Annotated in this window: 16 protein-coding genes; 8 read left to right on the top strand and 8 right to left on the bottom strand. The window is 69.1% G+C overall.

All coding sequences use genetic code 11. The features are described 5' to 3' along the window. Window positions 1-119: 119 nt before the first annotated feature. Complete coding sequence (locus tag BLW75_RS29580) at window positions 120-1,184, top strand: methyltransferase (protein ID WP_034305843.1); 1,065 nt, start codon at window positions 120-122, stop codon at window positions 1,182-1,184. Here the strand turns inward: BLW75_RS29580 and BLW75_RS29575 are convergent. Further along, window positions 1,153-2,037, bottom strand: coding sequence for a LysR substrate-binding domain-containing protein (locus tag BLW75_RS29575; RefSeq protein WP_034305844.1), 885 nt, complete (start codon window positions 2,035-2,037; stop codon window positions 1,153-1,155). The genes BLW75_RS29580 and BLW75_RS29575 overlap by 32 nt on opposite strands. A gap of 70 nt (window positions 2,038-2,107) precedes the next feature. Between BLW75_RS29575 and BLW75_RS29570 the strand changes: the two genes are divergently transcribed. Next, a complete protein-coding gene (locus tag BLW75_RS29570) occupies window positions 2,108-3,442 on the top strand; it encodes an FAD-binding oxidoreductase (protein ID WP_034305847.1) in 1,335 nt (444 codons plus the stop codon). Window positions 3,443-3,517: 75 nt separating this feature from the next. On the opposite strand, the gene BLW75_RS29565 is transcribed toward BLW75_RS29570, so the two are convergent. From BLW75_RS29565 to BLW75_RS29555, 3 genes are read right to left on the bottom strand one after another with little or no spacing between them, the layout of a single operon-like run. Beyond that, on the bottom strand, window positions 3,518-3,934 hold the full coding sequence (locus BLW75_RS29565; protein ID WP_034305849.1) for a nitroreductase family deazaflavin-dependent oxidoreductase: 417 nt from the start codon (window positions 3,932-3,934) through the stop codon (window positions 3,518-3,520). Between the two features lie 39 nt (window positions 3,935-3,973). Next, on the bottom strand, window positions 3,974-4,324 hold the full coding sequence (locus BLW75_RS29560; protein ID WP_034305851.1) for a PLDc N-terminal domain-containing protein: 351 nt from the start codon (window positions 4,322-4,324) through the stop codon (window positions 3,974-3,976). Between the two features lie 37 nt (window positions 4,325-4,361). Next, a complete protein-coding gene (locus BLW75_RS29555; RefSeq protein WP_091598549.1) occupies window positions 4,362-5,033 on the bottom strand; it encodes a cytochrome P450 family protein in 672 nt (223 codons plus the stop codon). A 73-nt stretch (window positions 5,034-5,106) separates the two neighbouring features. Here BLW75_RS29555 and BLW75_RS29550 point away from each other — a divergent pair, with 73 nt between their 5' ends. Continuing rightward, on the top strand, window positions 5,107-5,955 hold the full coding sequence (locus BLW75_RS29550; RefSeq protein ID WP_034305853.1) for a PaaX family transcriptional regulator: 849 nt from the start codon (window positions 5,107-5,109) through the stop codon (window positions 5,953-5,955). Window positions 5,956-6,041: 86 nt separating this feature from the next. Here BLW75_RS29550 and BLW75_RS29545 read toward each other — a convergent pair whose 3' ends face one another. Then, window positions 6,042-6,443: a RidA family protein gene (locus BLW75_RS29545; RefSeq protein WP_034305855.1), complete on the bottom strand. Its 402-nt coding sequence runs from the start codon at window positions 6,441-6,443 to the stop codon at window positions 6,042-6,044. 48 nt (window positions 6,444-6,491) lie between these two features. Here BLW75_RS29545 and BLW75_RS29540 point away from each other — a divergent pair, with 48 nt between their 5' ends. Both BLW75_RS29540 and BLW75_RS29535 read left to right on the top strand, forming a co-directional pair. Next, window positions 6,492-8,843: a bifunctional salicylyl-CoA 5-hydroxylase/oxidoreductase gene (locus BLW75_RS29540; protein WP_034305859.1), complete on the top strand. Its 2,352-nt coding sequence runs from the start codon at window positions 6,492-6,494 to the stop codon at window positions 8,841-8,843. Beyond that, the gene (locus BLW75_RS29535) at window positions 8,840-9,982 is read left to right on the top strand and encodes an acyl-CoA dehydrogenase family protein (RefSeq protein WP_034305861.1); all 1,143 of its coding nucleotides are present in this window, start codon (window positions 8,840-8,842) and stop codon (window positions 9,980-9,982) included. Before BLW75_RS29540 ends, BLW75_RS29535 begins: the two co-directional genes overlap by 4 nt. Here BLW75_RS29535 and BLW75_RS29530 read toward each other — a convergent pair. Beyond that, window positions 9,954-10,667, bottom strand: a complete 714-nt coding sequence (locus tag BLW75_RS29530) for a DUF2306 domain-containing protein (RefSeq protein ID WP_241783269.1) — start codon at window positions 10,665-10,667, stop codon at window positions 9,954-9,956. The genes BLW75_RS29535 and BLW75_RS29530 overlap by 29 nt on opposite strands. 112 nt (window positions 10,668-10,779) lie before the next feature. Further along, window positions 10,780-12,168 (bottom strand): GH1 family beta-glucosidase, encoded by a 1,389-nt coding sequence (locus BLW75_RS29525; RefSeq protein WP_034305866.1) that lies wholly within the window; start codon window positions 12,166-12,168, stop codon window positions 10,780-10,782. An 85-nt stretch (window positions 12,169-12,253) separates the two neighbouring features. Between BLW75_RS29525 and BLW75_RS29520 the strand changes: the two genes are divergently transcribed. From BLW75_RS29520 to BLW75_RS29510, 3 genes are all read left to right on the top strand, one after another. Then, window positions 12,254-13,498 (top strand): ROK family protein, encoded by a 1,245-nt coding sequence (locus BLW75_RS29520; protein ID WP_198935656.1) that lies wholly within the window; start codon window positions 12,254-12,256, stop codon window positions 13,496-13,498. A 132-nt stretch (window positions 13,499-13,630) separates the two neighbouring features. Next, entirely contained in the window at window positions 13,631-14,857 is a 1,227-nt protein-coding gene (locus BLW75_RS29515; protein WP_034305871.1) for a glycoside hydrolase family 16 protein, read from the top strand. Further along, a complete protein-coding gene (locus BLW75_RS29510; RefSeq protein WP_241783271.1) occupies window positions 14,854-16,692 on the top strand; it encodes a ricin-type beta-trefoil lectin domain protein in 1,839 nt (612 codons plus the stop codon). The genes BLW75_RS29515 and BLW75_RS29510 overlap by 4 nt, the downstream gene beginning before the upstream one ends. A 72-nt stretch (window positions 16,693-16,764) precedes the next feature. Here the strand turns inward: BLW75_RS29510 and BLW75_RS29505 are convergent, their stop codons facing one another. Then, window positions 16,765-17,412: a GntR family transcriptional regulator gene (locus tag BLW75_RS29505; RefSeq protein ID WP_091599994.1), complete on the bottom strand. Its 648-nt coding sequence runs from the start codon at window positions 17,410-17,412 to the stop codon at window positions 16,765-16,767. Window positions 17,413-17,566: the final 154 nt, after the last annotated feature.

The following is a 17,566-nucleotide window of genomic DNA, read 5'->3' as shown; positions in this document are numbered from 1 at the left end:
GTTCGTGTCGACACCGGTTCATGCCGCGGTGGTCCGCTAGCCGCCGTTCCTGACCTTGTCCCCCGACGAGCCACGCCCGCGGGGTTACTTCGCCGCGGGCGGATCCAGGAACGGAAATCATGAACCCCCTGTCCACAAAGGACGGTGGTCGGCGCTGGCTGACCACCGTCGGCACGAAAATGCCCCGTCCCGTCGTCGCCGTCGACGATCGCATCACCGCCGGCGAGGCGTTCCGGCTCGCCGCGTCCGGCACCGGTCTCGCCTGGCACGGCGATTTCCCCGGCGCGCGGAACCTCCTCGCCGCGATGTCCCGGCGTTGCGGCACGGCCGCCGGGAAACCCTTTCGGGACCAGCTGAACCATCGGGCGCGCCGGGCGCGGATCCTCGGCAGGCTGCTGGTCCCGCTGGACCCCGGCCACGTCCTGCCGTTGCGCCGCGGGCCCGACGTGCGCGAAGCCTGCGCCGAGGTGTACGGCCCGTCCGAAACCCCGTCGCTGGTTTCCTTGCGTGAGCTGCTGGGCGTCATCGGCGCGCACGAGTGGCGGGTGAAGGGCGTCGAGATCCCGGCGCTCGGCGCGAAGATCCATCCGCATCACGGGGTCTTCTCCCCCGTCCGCGGCGAGTACGTCGATCTGGTGGCGAGAACTCCGTTGCCCGCCAAGCGATTGGCGTTCGACATCGGCACCGGCACCGGGGTGCTCGCCGCGGTCCTCGCGCGTCGAGGGGTCGAGCGCGTGGTCGCGACGGACAACGAGCCGCGGGCGCTAGCCTGCGCGCGGGAGAACTTCGCGCGTCTCGGTTTCGGCGGGATCGAAACCCGCCACGCGGACGTGTTCCCGCCGGGCCGCGCGCCGCTGGTCGTCTGCAATCCGCCGTGGCTGCCCGTCCGCGCGCACACCCCGCTCGAACGCGCCGTCTACGACCCGGGAAGCCGGATGCTCAAGGCTTTCCTCGACCGGCTTCCCCGGCACCTCGAACCCGGCGGGGAGGCGTGGCTGATCCTGTCCGACCTCGCGGAACTGCTGGGTCTGCGCACGCGCGAAGAACTCCTCGGCGGGTTCGAGCGGTCCGGCCTCGAAGTCCGGGGGCGGGAGGACATCCGCCCGCGGCATCCGCGAGCCGACGCGAAGGAGGTCACATCGCTGTGGCGGCTCACAACCCGAGCAGCGCCCGTGCCTGACTGATGAACACGCGGGCGGCGGGGCTGACCGGCCCCTCCGTCCGCCAAGCCAGCGCCAGTTTCGCGCGCAGCCCGGCGGGCCGCGTGATCTCCATGGCGTGCAGTTCCGTGTAGTGCGTCGCCAGAGACATCGGCACCACGGCGACACCGAGCCCGCGCCCGACCAGTTCGGCGACGACGTTCGGGTCGCCCGCCTCCAGGGTCACCCTCGGCTGGGCGCTGTCGGCGAGGAACGCCGCGTCGACGATCGCGCGCATGCCGGTGCCCTTCGGCAGGCTCACCAGGGAACGGCCTTCCAGCTCCGACAGCGTGATCGTGGCCTGCCCGGTGAGCGGATCCTCCGGCCCGGAGATGACGACGAGCGGCTCGTCGAGGACGACCTCCAGGCCGATCCCCGGCGGCGGTTCGCCGGAGACCCCGATCAGCGCGACGTCGAACCGGCCGTCGGCGACCCCCGCGAGCAGGATGTCGGAGGTCGCCTCGGCGAGCGTGATGTCGACCGCCGGGTGACGCTCGTGGAACCGCGCGAGCAGATCCGGCAGGTTGACCGGGCCACGCGAGGACACCATGCCCATCGCGACCTGACCGCGGACCAGCCCGGTCAGATCGTCGACCGCCTGCCGCACGCCGGCGATGGCGGCGAGCGCGGCCCGGGCGTGCGGGAGCGCGGCGGCGCCGACCTCGGTCAGCCGCACCGCCCTGGCCGACCGGTCGAGCAACGGCTGCCCGAGTTCGCGTTCGAGGCGGCGGATCTGGGCGCTGACGCCGGGTTGCGCGACGTGCAGCCGCTCGGCGGCTCGGGTGAAGTTCGCTTCCTCGGCCACCGCGACGAAGTATTCGAGCTGGCGAAGTTCCATAACCGATGATTCTAGTTGCCAGATGAACCAGATCTTGGACTTCTGACCGAATCGGGATCAAGCTGGGGACATGACCACGATGCTCCGCTCCGGCGACCCGGATTACGACAACGAACTCGCCGGTTTCCAGACCGCAGTGCCCCGCCGTCCCGACGTCATCGTGCCCGCCGCTTCGGCCGCCGACGTCGTCGAGGCCGTCCGTCACGCCGTCGAGCACGACCTCCCGATCGCGGTCCACTCGACGGGGCACGGCGTGGGCGTCCCCTTCGCGGGTGGTGTCCTCGTCACCACGCCCCGCATGACCGGGATCCGGATCGAAGACGGCGTCGCACGCGTCGAAGCGGGCGTGCGCTGGGGTGCGGTCATCGAAGCGGCCGCGGAGCACGGGCTCGCGCCACTGAGCGGCTCCTTCCCCGGCGTCGGAGTCGTCGGCTACACCCTCGGCGGCGGGTTCAGCCTGCTCGGCCGCAAGTACGGCCTGGCCGCGGACCAGGTGACCGCGATCGAGGTGGTGACCGCCGACGGACAGCTGCGCCGCGCCACGCCGGACACCGAAAGCGACCTGTTCTGGGCACTGCGCGGCGGTCGCGACAACTTCGGGATCGTCACGGCGCTGGAGTTCCGGCTCGTCCCGGTCACCCGGCTGTACGGCGGCAGCCTGCAATTCGGCACCGAATCGCTGTCCGCGGTGCTCCACGCGTGGCGCGACTGGGCGGCGGGGATGCCGCGCGAGATGACGTCGTCGCTGGGCATGGTCCCGATGCCAGACCTGCCGATGGTGCCCGAACCGCTGCGCGGGCAGCACGTCGCGCAGATCCGGGTCGCCTATCTCGGCGACGCCGCCGAGGGCGAGCGCCTCGTCGCCCCGCTGCGCGCCGCCGCCCCCGTGCTGGGTGACACGCTCGCCGAAATCCCGTTCACCGAATCGGGCAAGATCGCGAACGAGCCGCCCTTCCCGCACGGCTACCGCGCCGACAACGCCACCGTGTCCGAACTCAACGACACGATGCTCGACGCGATCCTCGAACACGCCGGCCCGGACGCCCCGGTGCCGACCGTCGTCCTGCTGGATCTGCTCGGCGGCGCGCTGTCCGACGCACCTGAGCACCCCGGCGTCGGCTGGGACCGTGAGGCGAGCTTCACCGTCCGGGCGCTGTCCGTGGTGGACGACGCTTCGATCACCGAGATCCGGAGCGCGCACGCGAAGCTGTTCGACGCGCTGAAGCCCTGGTCGACAGGCAAGCTGCTGACCTTCGTCTACGGCGAGAGCGCGGCGGGCGAGGAGGCGGCCAAGGTGTACTCCCCGGCCGATCTGCGGCGGCTGGCCGAGGTCAAGGCGGCCGTCGACCCGGCGAACCGGTTCCGGCTGACCCATAACGTCGCACCGGCGCGTGACGCGGGGTGATCCTCCCGCGTTTCGTCCTCTGGATGCGGTAGTCGCCGGCGCGAGTACCGCATCCAGAGGGCTGAATGCGGGAGATCAGCGGGAGATCGTGACGATCGGGATCACCCGATCGGTCTTCTTCTCGTAGTCGGCGAAGCCCGGCATCAGGCTGACCATCTTGGCGTAGAGCCGGTCACGCTCGGCGCGGTCTTCGAGTACGACGGTCGCGGTCGCCTCGAACTTCTCCGTGCCGACCTCGACGGTGACCTTCGGGTTCGCCAGGATGTTGTGGTACCAGGCCGGGTTCTTGTCCGCCCCGGCGTACGACGCGGCGACGACGTACTTGCCGTCCTCCTCCGCGTACGCGAGCGGCGACGTGCGAGGCTCGCCGCTCTTCGCCCCGGTGGTGGTGAGGAGCAGCAGCGAACCGCCCTCGAACGGACCGCCGACCTTCCCCTCGTTCTCGCGGAACTCCTTGATGATGTTCTTGTTCCAGTCGAGCGCTTCGGACAACTTTTCCTCCAGTGTCGATCTTCTCGATACCGAGGCTACTCAGCCTTCACGGGCCTTGCGGCGTTGTTCTTCGGCGCGCTCCCGGCACTTGCGCAGGAATTCTTCGTCGTCCTCGGCGCTCGTCGCGGCGAAGCGGCCCGGCCGGTCGTACTCCGGGAACGCCGGGGTCTCACGCTCGAAGCGGCCGCGCGGGGCGCGGGCGGCGTGCTGCGGACGACCGGCGACCAGCCAGACGATCGAGCCGATCAACGGGACGAGCAGCACCAGCAGCAGCCACATCCCCTTCGGCATGTTGCGGCACGATCCCTCGTCGGTGGTGATCACGTCGACGATGCAGAAGATCCACAGACCGAGCGTGAGAACGCCGAAGAAACCATTGAAATACAGCATCGAAAGACTCCCCAGTTCCAGATGACCGGGGTAAGTCTTAGCACAGGAGCGCGTCGAGAATCCCCGCGGCCACTTGCCGCGCCTGCGTTTCCCCGGGGCACCGCTTGGGCCCTGCTCCGAACGGACGTTCCGCCAGGTCCACCTCGACCACTTCGCCACCGGACCACCGCCGGGTGACCCGGACCGGCGGATCCTCACGCAGGACCCGGTCGAGCAGATCTTCGACGTCCTCACCGGGCAGGTGGGCGGCCAGCGCCTTGCCGAGCAGCTTGGCCGTCGCGTCACAGGCCTGCACCAGAAGCCCGATCCGCGCGGCCGTCCGCTCGTCGACTTCGCCGCAGGTTTCGATCAGCCGCCGCATGGCCTCCTCGGCGTCGGCCCCGATCTCCGTGTGCGGATGGTAGGCGCCGGAAACCGTCGCGACGTCGCGGGAAACGTCCGGCAGGCCGAGCTCGGCGGCCAGCACGGCCACCGGGACCGTCCACACAGTCCGCTCCACCGGCGCGTCCCGCATTTCCCTGGCGAGCGCGAAAGCCTTGTCCCGCAAGGAATCCATTGGCGCGAGTTCGGCGAGCACCAGCGTCCGGCGCCGCGCGTGGTCCTCCGGCCGGCTGAACCGGGCGACGTTCGCCCGCAACCACCGGACACCACCCGGCTCGACGTCCTGGGGCACCGGCGGGACGGGGGCTTCGATCAGCGGATTCTCCATACCGTGACGCTAAGTGCGGAACGCTTCGGTCACGGCCGAAACATGAGCACGGCGTCGTTGTTATGGTGATCGGGTGACGGCCGTGTCGGAGGCAACCGAAGTCGACGGCGCGGGGCGGACGGCGCAACCGCGCCAGCTGATCGTGACCGTGTACGGACTCTATTCCCGCGGCGAGGGCGGCTGGCTCTCCGTCCGGTCCCTGATCGATCTGCTGGCGGGCGTGGACGTCGAGGAACCGGCCGTCCGGTCGTCTATCTCCCGGCTGAAACGGCGCGGGATCCTTTCCGCGGTACGCCGGAACGGGGCCGCGGGCTACGAACTTTCCGAAACCGCGCTGGCGATCCTGCGCGAAGGCGACGAGCGGATCTTCCGCCGCGAACGCGCCACCCCCGGCGACGGCTGGCTGCTCGCGGTGTTCTCCGTCCCGGAAGCCGAACGGCACAAAAGGCACGTTCTTCGCACACAGCTCGCCCGGCTCGGCTTCGGGACGGCGTCGTCCGGGGTCTGGATCGCGCCCGCGCATCTGCGCGACGCGACCTCCGACATGCTGCGACGGCTCGACCTCGAGGGCTACGCCGATCTCTTCCACGCCGAGCACCTCGCGTTCGGCGACGTGCGGGAGAAGATCCGCGAATGGTGGGACCTCGATCAGCTCGAGTCGCTGTACACCGCGTTCCTCGACGAGCACGCGGCCGCGCTGCGGCGGTGGCAGCGGCGCAAGACCACGGACGAGGCCGAAGCGTTCGCCGACTACGTCCGCGTGCTGACCGACTGGCGCCGGCTGCCCTACCTCGACCCCGGTCTGCCCGCCGAACTGCTGCCACCGGGCTGGGCGGGGATCCGCGCGGCGGACCTGTTCTTCACGCTGCACGCGCGGCTGGGCGAGGCCGCGGCCGCGCACGTCTCACGCACACTGCCTTGACGCACGTGCCGGGGGGCGGTGGGGTCGTGAGTGGTAAGTGTCGTTAGAACGACACTTACCACTCACGACCCACGGCACCGGCGGGCCTACGCCACCACCGCGAAGCCCTGCACCTCCACCAGCGCCTCCGCGTCCCACAGCCGGCTGACGCCGATCCCCGCCATGGCGGGGTACTCGCTCCCGGCCAGGCGCTTCCACACCGCGCCGATCTCGCGCGCGTGGGCACGATAGTCGTCCATGTCGACGATGTAGACGGTCACGCTGCACAGGTCCGACGGCGTCCCGCCCGCCGCGCGCAACGCCGTGAGCAAGTTGGACAGCGCGCGTTCGAACTGCTCGACCACGCCTTCGCCGACGATGCGGTTCTCCTCGTCCAACGCCGTCTGACCGGCGAGGAAGACGAATCTCCCGGTCGCGGCGACGGCGTGCGAGAAGCCGGAGGGACGGCCGAGTCCGGGCGGGTTGATGCGCTCCATACGGGTCAGCATATCCCGTATCGTTGACGATCGTACATACCGCGACATACCCTGAGCGACGTGCGTATCGCGGTGTTAGGCGGCGGCCCGGCGGGGCTCTACTTCGCCACGCTGGCGAAACAGCTCCATCCCGATCACGAGATCACCGTCTGGGAGCGCAACGCGCCCGACGACACCTTCGGGTTCGGGGTGGTGTTCTCCGACGAGACGCTCGGCGGGATCGAACACGCCGACCCGGTGATCCACGCCGCCATGCGCCGCGAGTTCGCGCGCTGGGACGACATCGACGTCCACTTCCGCGGCACGGTGCACACCTCGGGCGGGCACGGCTTCGCCGCGATGAGCCGCAAACGGCTGCTCGGCATCCTCCAGGAACGCTGTGCGGAACTCGGTGTGGACGTGCGTTTCCGCACCGAGGCGCCGAGCGCGGCGGCCGCGAGCGCCGAGTACGACCTCGTCGTCGCGGCGGACGGCGTCAACTCCCCGACCCGCAACGCCCTGGCCGAAAGCTTCAGGCCGAGCCTCCAGACCCGGCGCTGCAAGTACATCTGGCTCGGCACGGATCTTGTTTTCGACGCCTTCAAGTTCTACGTCCTCGAAACCCCGCACGGGATCATGCAGATCCACGGCTACCCGTACGGCGACACCGCGAGCACGTTCATCCTCGAACTGCACGAGGACGTCTGGGAGCGCGCTTTCGGCGAGATCGCCGCCACGACGCTGGCGCCGGGTGAAAGCGACGAGAAGTCCATCGAGGTCATCCGCGAACTGTGCGCGGACGTCCTCGGCGGCCATCAGGTGTTCGCCAACAACTCGAAGTGGACCGCGTTCGCCACCGTGCGCTGCGCGAGCTGGCGGCACGAGAACGTCGTCCTGCTCGGCGACGCCGCGCACACCGCGCATTTCTCCATCGGCTCCGGCACGAAGCTCGCCATGGAGGACGCCCTCGCGCTGGCCGCCTGCCTGCACGAGCAGTCCGATATGGACACCGCGCTGGAAGCCTACGAAGCCGAGCGCCGCCCTGTCGTCGACTCCACTCAGCGCGCCGCGCAGGCGAGCCTGGAGTGGTTCGAGAACATGGGCCAGTACACCCACCAGGATCCGGCCCAGTTCGCGTTCAACATCCTCACCCGCAGCCGCCGCGTCACCTACGACAACCTCCGGCTGCGCGACCCCGAGTTCGCCGCGGAACTGGACACCTGGTTCGCATCCACTTTGGACTCCGGCGCCCGGCCCCCGATGTTCCAGCCGTTCCGGATCGGGAACCTCGACCTGCCGAACCGCGTCGTCGTCTCGCCGATGGACATGTACTCGTCCGAAGACGGCGTCCCGACCGATTTCCACTTGGTACACCTGGGAAGCAAGGCACTCGGTGGCGCCGGGCTGGTGATGACGGAGATGGTCTGCGTCTCCGAAACCGGCCGCATCACGCCGGGTTGCGGCGGCCTGTACACCGAAGAGCAGGAGCGCGCCTGGGCACGGATCACCGACTTCGTCCACGGCCACACTCCCGCGCGCATCGGTGTCCAGCTGGGACATTCGGGACGCAAGGGCTCCACGAAACTGATGTGGGACGGCATCGACCAGCCGCTCCCCGAGGGCAACTGGGAGATCTGCGCGCCGTCGGCGATCCCGTACAGCGAAGCGAATCAGACCCCACGTGAACTCACGGTCACTGAGCTACAAGAGATCCGCGAACAGTTCGCGGAATCCGCCCGAGCCGCCGCGCGCGCCGGGTTCGACCTCCTCGAACTGCACTGCGCGCACGGCTATCTCCTGTCTTCGTTCCTGTCGCCACTGACCAACCGGCGCACCGACGAGTACGGCGGCTCTCTGGAGAACAGGCTGCGTTTCCCGCTCGAAGTCTTCGACGCCGTCCGCGCGGCGTGGCCCGCCGAACGGCCGATGACGGTCCGCATCTCGGCGACCGACTGGCACGAAGGCGGAATCGACGTCGACGACGCCGTCGAGATCGCCCGCGCGTTCGCCGAGCACGGGGCAGACGGCATCGACGTGTCGACCGGTCAGGTGGTCAGCGAGGAGAAACCCGCGTACGGCCGCAGTTACCAGACGCCGTACGCCGACCGGATCCGCAACGAGATCGGGCGCGAGTACGGGATCGCGGTGATCGCCGTCGGCGCGATCTCGTCCTACGACGACGTCAATTCGCTGATCCTGGCCGGCCGTGCGGATCTTTGCGCACTCGGCAGGACACATCTCTACGATCCACAGTGGACACTGCATGCGGCCGCCGAACAGGGCTATCCGATGCCGTGGCCGAAGCAGTTCGCGGCGGGCAGCCGGAAACCGCAGGGCGGCCGGGCCGACGGGCCGAAACCACGGCTGGAACTCCTTCGCTCCGGCGAAACCGGCACCGCGCACGCCCGCTGGCGACCTGGGAGCGACCGATGACCGCCTTCGCGCTGAGTCCCGAACAGCAGATCTTCGCCGCGGAGGTCCGGCGGCTGGGCGCCGAAAAGCTCCGCCCGCTGGCCGGCTCCGGTACCGAAGGCGCGGTGAACCGGCCTCTGCTCAAGGAAATGGGCGCACTCGGCCTGCTCTCCCGGCTGTTCCCCGGCGTCGAGGGCGGCAGCCCGAGCCGGGAGGCCGCCGCGACGGATCTCTGCATCCTGCGCGAATCCCTGGCCAGCCAGAGCACCGAAGCCGAGACCGCTTTGGCGCTCCAGGGCCTTGGCACGTATCCGGTACTGCAGTCCGGGCAGGATTCGCAGGTCTCGAAGTGGGTGCCCGCCGTGGCCGCGGGCGACGCCGTCGCCGCGTTCGCGCTCACCGAGCCGAACGCGGGCTCGGACGCGGCGGCACTGGAGCTCGCCGCCGAGCCCGACGGCGACGGCTGGCGTCTCACCGGCGAGAAGATGTGGATCTCCAACGCCCCCGAGGCCGATTTCTACAGCGTCTTCGCCCGCACCACCCCGGACGCGGGTTCTCGCGGCGTGTCCGCGTTCGTCGTCCCGGCCGACCGCGCCGGGCTCTCGGGCGAGCACCTCGACCTCGTCAGCCCGCATCCCATCGGCACCCTGGTCTTCGACGGCGTCCGTGTCGAACGGGACGAACTGCTCGGCGAGCAGGATCGCGGTTTCGGTGTGGCGATGCGGACCCTGGACCTGTTCCGGCCGAGTGTCGGAGCGTTCGCCGTCGGGATGGCGCAGGCCGCGCTCGACGCCGCCGTCGCCCACGCCCAGTCCCGGGTCGCGTTCGGCGGGCCGTTGCTCAAGCAGCAGACCGTGGCGCACACCCTCGCCGAAATGGCGACCCGCACGGAGGCGTCCCGCCTGCTGGTCTACGCCGCGGCCGCCGCCTACGACGCGGGCGAGCGGAACCTCGCGGGCCGGGCCGCGATGGCGAAACTGTTCGCCACCGAGACCGCGCAGTACGTCGTCGACTCGGCCGTGCAGATTCACGGCGCGCGGGCGCTGCGGCGAGGGCATCTGCTCGAACACCTCTACCGCGAGGTCCGCGCGCCGCGGATCTACGAAGGCGCGTCCGAAGTGCAGCGGACGATCATCGCGCGATCGCTGACTTCTTCTTAGCCGGGCGGCGATCCAGGTACCACTGCGTCGCGATGATGACCAGCGTCGGGCTCAGCCAGGCCGTGATCGCGGCGACCGACTGGGTCAAGGCGATCTCGCTGCCCCCGAACGTGGTCTCCAGCTGCGGTTGCAACGTGATCAGCGCGATCGGCCCGACCACCCTGCTGACGATGATCGACATGGTCAGCGCGAAACTGCGGATCATCCAGCGCCGGTGGTCGCCGAACCGGCGTTGCCTCGCCGCGCGCCAGCCGGCGAACGTGCACGCCAGCCACAGCACCCCGGCCACGACGTTGGCCACCCGCGTCGCCGGGCCGAACGGGCTCATCGCGCCGACGGTCAGCGCCAGCAGCCCGGCGGGGAGCACCCCGGCGAAGACATACACCCGGCCGATCTTCCGGTGCACCGCCGGATACTTCGCCCGGAACCACGGCCAGATCTGCAGCAGCGCGCCGACCATCGCGATCGAGCCGAACAGCACGTGCGCCGCGAGGAACCAGTAGTGCGTCGTGAACCCGGGCGGCTGCGGAACCCGTGACCGCGCCGGATCCAACGACAGATACGGCGGCATCGAAAAGGCCAGGAAGACCACGACGACGACGGCCAACGGCCCTACCCACGGCCTCCGCCACCACGCTTTCCGTGGCGCCTCCCGCTGGTCACGTTGTTCGAGCCTGACGGTCATCACTGTCCCCCACGTTTTCCGGTAGCGGCAAACAACTTTCCGCTGCCGAACCTAGGACGCGGGGTGGCCGGGAAGAATGGAGCGGGCCGCCGGTTCGATGGTGGAGCAGGCCCTACCGCCGTCCGCCACGCACCCGCTCGACGATGTCGCGGTACGCCAGCCCGCTCTGCTTGATCGTCCGCGCCTGCGTCTCGCGGTCGACCCGCACCAGGCCGAGCCGCTTCTCGTAGCCGTACGCCCATTCGAAACTGTCCAAAAAGGACCAGGCGAAACAGCCGCGGACGTCCGCGCCCGCCTGCCGCGCGGCGGCCGTGGCGGCGATATGCGCGGACAGGTAGCCGGCGCGGTCGTCGTCGCGGACGAAGCCGGTCTCGTCGGGGACGTCGGCGAACGCGGCCCCGTTCTCCGTTACGTAGAGCGGAAGGCCGGGATAGTCCCGGCTGATCCGGACGAGCAGTTCGGTGAGCTTGTGCGGCAGGATCTCCCAGCCCAGCACCGTCGACGGGGCCCCGAACGGGACCTTGCGAAACGCGGGCATCCCGAAATGCTCCACCGCGTCCCCGTTCTCCTCCACCCCGGAGTACCGCGTCCCGAAGTAGTAGTCGACGCCGAGGAAATCAAGTGGGGCCGCGATGATCGACGGATCCCACGGCTCGGACGGCAGGCGGATGCCCTGCCGGGCGAGGGTCTCGAGGACGTCCTCGGGGTACCGGCCGTGGACGAGCGCGTCGAGGTAGAACCTCGTCCCGAGCCCGTCCTCGAAGCGGGCGGCGGCCCGGTCGGCCTCACTCGAAGTGGCCGGGTCGGCGGTGCTCAGGTTGAGCGTGATCCCGAACTTCGTCCCGGCCGGGGCGAGTTCCCGCATCCGCCGCACGGCGAGGCCGTGGCCGAGCAGCAGGTGATGCGCCGCCGCCATACCCGCCTTCGCGTCCCGGCGGCCGGGCGCCATCACCCCGTGGACGTAACCGTGCATGGCCGTGCACCACGGCTCGCTCAGCGTGGTCCAGTGGCGGACCCGGTCGCTCAGGCGCTCGAACACGAGCATCGCGTAGTCGGCGAACCGGACGGCGGTGTCGCGCGCGGGCCACCCGCCCGCGTCTTCGAGGTGCTGCGGCAGATCCCAGTGGTACAGCGTCAGCCAGGGGTCGATGCCGTTGTTGAGCAGTTCGTCGACCAGCCGGTCGTAGAAGGCGATCCCTGCCGGGTTGACGCCGCCGCGCCCGCGCGGCTGCACACGGGGCCAGGAAACGGAGAAGCGGTAGGTGTCGACGCCGAGTTCCTTGAGCAGTGCGACGTCGGCGGGCATGCGGTGGTAGTGATCGCAGGCGACCTCGCCGGTGTCCCCGTTGTCGACCGACCACGGGGACCGGGCCCAGGTGTCCCAAATGGACGGTGTTCTTCCGTCTTCGGCGACCGCGCCTTCGACCTGGTACGCCGAGCTGCCGACACCCCACCGGAAGTCCGGCGGCAAGGTGCCGATGAGCTCGTCATCCCCGGTCATGGCCCCTCTTCCCCCTTATTTCACCAGTTGATACATGGCGGAGGCTAAGGTCGTGGGGCATCCTGGAAAGGTCCGCCGCCACAAGATGGGTATCCGCATGCCTGCCAAGCGCACCACCGTCCGTGACCTGCGGCGGCACAACCGTTCCCTCCTGCTGTCGAAACTCTACTTCGACGGCCCGCTCAGCCGCCACGAATTGAGCGGTCTGACCGGCTTGAGCGCCGCGACCGTCAGCAACGTGACCGCCGAACTCGGCGAAGAACGCCTCATCATCGAGGCCGGACTGGTCGAGTCCGACGGCGGCAGGCCGCGCGTCCTGCTCCGCGTCGACCCGGCGTACGGGCATGTCGCGGGCGTCGATATCGGCGAGACCGGGGTGAAGGTCGAACTGTTCGACCTCACCATGAACCGGCTCGCCACCGTCGAGCATCCCCTCGCCTCGCCCCGGCCGGACGCGGCCGCGGCGGTGACCCAGGTGGCGTCCGGGCTCCGGGAAGTGATCACGGAGGCGGGCATCGACGAAGCGACCGTGCTCGGTGTCGGCGTCGGCGTCCCGGGCACCGTCGAGCAGGGCGAGGCGCTGCGTGTGCACGCGCCCACCATCGGCTGGCAGGAGGTCCCCCTCACCGACCTCCTGCGCGCGGAGGGCGTCGAGCTGCCACTGTTCGTGGACAACGGCGCGAAAACCCAGGGCCAGGGCGAAATGTGGTTCGGCGCCGGCCGCGGCGCGCGACACGCGGTGATCGCCCTGATCGGGTCCGGCGTCGGCGCGGCCGTGGTCGCCGACGGCACCACCTACCGGGGTTCCACCAGCAGCGCGGGCGAATGGGGCCACACGACGATCGTCTTCGGCGGGCAGGAATGCCGCTGCGGATCCCGCGGCTGCCTGGAGTCCTACGTCGGCGCGGAGGGCGTCCTCGCCCGCTATCGCAAGGCGCGCGGCGGAAAGGCGTCGGACGAGGACGAGCAGACGCAGTTCGCCGCGCTGCTGGAGTCGGCGGGCAAGTCCAAGACCGCGGCCAAGGTACTGGAAGAGACCGCGGGCTATCTCGGCGCCGGCATCGGCAATTTGATCAACCTGTTCAACCCGGAGCGGATCGTGGTGGGCGGCTGGGCCGGGCTGACGCTCGGCGAGAAGTACCTGCCCGAGATCCGCCGGGTGGCGGGCGAGCACGCCCTGGCGCACGTGTTCGACCAGACCGAGATCGAGCTCGGACAGCTCGGCCCGGACGCCGTCGCCATAGGAGCCGCCACCCTCCCGGTCGCCGCCCTCCTGGAGCAGGGCGCGGACCCGCGCACGGCCGGGTCGAAGCGGGGCACGGCCGCCTGACCTTAATTCGAGGTCGAAAAATACGTCTTGTCGCCGTGGTGGAGACCATGCATACTTTGTTGCCAGGCGCAACAAAGTAGTTCCGCCGGATGCCTTCTCCTCGGGTCCCCCACGGTCAGAGAGGCGACAACGATGTCCATCTCAGCTCGTTTCCGCTGGACGGCACTCCTCGCCGTCGGCGTCCTCCTCGGCTCGCTCCCGGCCACGGCCCAGGCCCCGGCCTCCGAGGCCGCGGTCATGGCCGCGACCTTCACCGATGACTTCAACGGGCCCGCCGGCGCGGGTATCGACACGTCGAAGTGGCATTTCGAGACCGGCGACAACGTCAACAACCACGAGCGGCAGTGGTACACGTCCGGGACGAACAACGCGGCGCTCGACGGCCAGGGCAACCTCGTCATCACCGCGAAGAAGGAGAACCCGGGGAATTACAACTGCTGGTACGGGCGCTGCGAGTACACCTCCGCGCGGCTGTCCACGCAGGGTCAGTTCACCCAGACCTACGGCCGGTTCGAAGCGCGGATGAAACTTCCGCGCGGGCAGGGGATGTGGCCCGCGTTCTGGATGCTCGGCGCCGACATCGGCAACGTCGGCTGGCCCGACAGCGGCGAGATCGACATCATGGAGAACGTCGGCTTCGAGCCGAACACGGTGCACGGCACCCTCCACGGCCCCGGCTACTCCGGCGCGGGCGGCATCGGCGCGGCCTACAACGGCCCGAACTTCTCCGACGACTTCCACACCTACGCCGTCGACTGGGCACCGAACCAGATCAAGTGGTATGTGGACGGGAACCTCTACCAGACCCGCACACCCGCCGACCTCAACGGCAATCGCTGGGTCTTCGACCACCCCTTCTACCTGATCCTGAACCTCGCCGTCGGCGGCTACTGGCCCGGCGACCCGAACTCCAGCACGGTCTTCCCGCAGCGTCTCGTCGTCGATTACGTGCACGTGAATTCCAGCGACACGGCCGGGCGGACCGGCCGGATCACCGGGATCGGCGGAAAGTGCGTCGACGTGGCGGGCGCGAACACCGCCAACGGCACCCCGATCCAGATCACCGACTGCAACGGCAACGCCGCCCAGAACTGGACCGTCGGCGGCGACGGCACGATCCGCGCGCTCGGCAAATGCCTGGACGTCTCCGGCGGCGGGACCGCGGACGGCACGGCCGTGCAACTGTGGGACTGCAACGGCTCCGGCGCGCAGAAATGGGCGATCAGCGGCGCACGCGACATCGTGAACCCGCAGGCGAACAAATGTCTCGACGCCACCGGGAACAGCTCCGCGAACGGGACGAGACTCCAGATCTGGACCTGCGGCGGTGGCGCGAACCAGAAGTGGACGACGCCGTGAAAAGGCTTCCGCTGCTCGGCGCCGCGGTGATCGCGGCGGCCACGCTCGTCGCGACCCCGGCGCAGGCCGCCGGTGAGACCGTGAACATCTGGCTCACCACCACGAACGACTCGCGCGGGGTGAACGTCACGCGCGGGCTCCAGCAGCAGTCGCCGATCACCTTCGCCGCGGGCACCGGGACCGGCCAGCAGACCATCACCGTCGACGAGAACACGACGTACCAGCAGTTCGAGGGCGCGGGCGCGTCGTTCACCGACACCGCGGCGTGGCTGATGAAGGGCAGCGGCGCGTTGTCGCAGGCGACCCGCGACGAGACCATGCGGAAGCTGTTCGATCCGGTTTCGGGGATCGGCGTCACCTTCATCCGCAATCCGCTCGGTTCCTCGGATCTGGCGCGGTTCAGTTACTCGTTCGACGATCTCCCCGCCGGGCAGACCGATCCGAGCCTGGCGAAGTTTTCGATCGCCCACGACCTCGACAGCATCCTGCCGCTGACCAAGCAGGCGCGGGAGATCAATCCGGCGACCAAGGTGATGGCGTCGCCGTGGAGCGCGCCGCCGTGGATGAAGGACAACGGCGACTTCAAATTGGGCTGGCTGAAGGCCGAGTACTACCCGGCCTATGCGCAGTACTTCGTCAAGTACATCCAGGCGTACCAGGCGCAAGGCGTCCCGATCCACTACGTGTCGGTGCAGAACGAGCCGACGTGCTGCGCGAGCTATCCGTCGATGAACTGGAACGGTGCCGGCCTCCAGTACTTCACGAAGACCAACCTGTTGCCCGCTTTGAAGGGACTGTCCACAAAGGTCCTCGCACTGGACTGGAACTGGGACAAGTACACGGAATTCGGCGCGCCCACGATGGACGACGCGGCGATCCGCACCGATCCGAACTTCGGCGGGATGGCCTGGCACGGCTACGGCGGCGACGTCGCTCAGCAGACCGTCGTGCACAACCAGTACCCGAACGTGCCCGCGTACAGCACGGAGCATTCCGGCGGGACGTGGGTGAGCCATCAGCAGGCCGAAGACATGGCGAACATCGTCGACTACACGCGGAACTGGAGCAAGAGCTTCATCAAGTGGAGCCTCGCGGTCGACCAGAACATGGGGCCGCACAACGGCGGCTGCGGTACGTGCACCGGCCTCATCACCGTCCACAATGGAGATTCACGGCACGGCCAGGTCGACTACACCGTCGAGTACTACACGATGGGTCACCTGACGAAGTTCGTGAAGCCGGGCGCGTACCGGATCTCGTCCAACGACAATTCCGCCGTACGGAACGTGGCGTGGAAGAACCCGGACGGGTCGAAGGCGCTGATCGCCTACAACACCAGTGGCGCGAGCCAGAACGTGCGCGTCAACTGGGGCGGGCAGTCCTTCACGTACACGCTGCCCGCGTCGACGTCGGCGACGTTCACGTGGTCGGGGACGCAGTCGGGCGGCGGCGTCCGCACCGGCGCGATCACCGGGCCCGGCGGCAAATGCGTCGACGTCGCCGGGGCGAACAGTGCCAACGGGACGGCGGTGCAGCTCTACGACTGCAACGGCTCCAGTGCGCAGCAGTGGTCGTTCCAGGCCGACGGCACGGTGCGCGCGCTGGGCAAATGTCTCGACGTCACCGGGATGTCCACGGCGGACGGCGCGCAACTGCAACTGTGGGACTGCGCGGGCGGACCGAATCAGCGATGGGCGGCCAACGCCGCCCGCGACCTGGTGAACTCCGGTTCGGGCAAATGCCTGGACGCGACCGGGAACTCCTCGGCCAACGGCACCCGCCTCCAGATCTGGTCCTGCACCGGCGCCGCGAATCAGAAGTGGGTCATTCCCTAGCAACGCCTCGCATTTCGTCCTCTGGATGCGGTAGTTCGGGTGCGAACCACCGCGTTCAGAGGACGAATCGCGTCAGGAGGAGCGCTCGGCGTAGGCCTCGACGAGCTGATTTTCGGCGTCGGTGAGGTATTGCGCGAGGAGCTTTTCGGCGCCAAGGCCGTCGCCGGCTTCGATGCGCTCGAGGATCTCCGCGTTGCGTTTGAGGTACGGCTCGTGGAAGCGCCGCGGGTCGGCCATCATGTGGAACACCAGCCGCAGCTCGGCGAGGATGCCGCGCATCAGCTCGTCGATCCGTTCGCTGCCGCTCAGCTCCGCTATCGCCGAATGGAACCGGATGTTCGCGGTGCCGAGGTCCTGCCAGCGCTCACCCCGCTCGGCGATCCTGCCGTCCTCGACCAGGCGCGCGAGCTTCCCGAACGTCGGCGGCTTCTCCGTCACCGCCCGCACCGCGGAGCACTCGACGACCTTGCGCACCTTGTAGAGGTCGACGACGTCCTCGACCGGCAGCACCCGCACGAACACACCGCGGTTGAGCTCGTGGGTCAGCAGGCGTTCGTGCGTGAGCAGGCGGAACGCCTCGCGCAGCGTGTTGCGGGAGACGCCGAGCGCCGAGCCGATGTCCTGCTCCGACAGCCGGACGCCGGGCAGGAAGAAACCTTCCGCGATACGCGTGCGGAGGACGCCCGCGACCCTTTCGGCCGTGCTGGTCCGGCTGATCATGCCGCGATCCGCCTCGAGTCCTTCTACCGAGGCAGGACCACCCTCCGCGATCGTCACGTGACCGATCCTACCTAGGCACAAGAGACTCAGCCAAGGATCCTCTTGTGGAATTGTTGAACAATACCTACAGTTGCTAGCCATGTGACCCGTGCCA

This window comes from Amycolatopsis lurida (assembly GCF_900105055.1).
GTDB lineage: Bacteria > Actinomycetota > Actinomycetes > Mycobacteriales > Pseudonocardiaceae > Amycolatopsis > Amycolatopsis lurida.
Note: the sequence above shows the minus strand (reverse complement) of the source record. Positions and strands in the feature narration are given on the sequence as shown.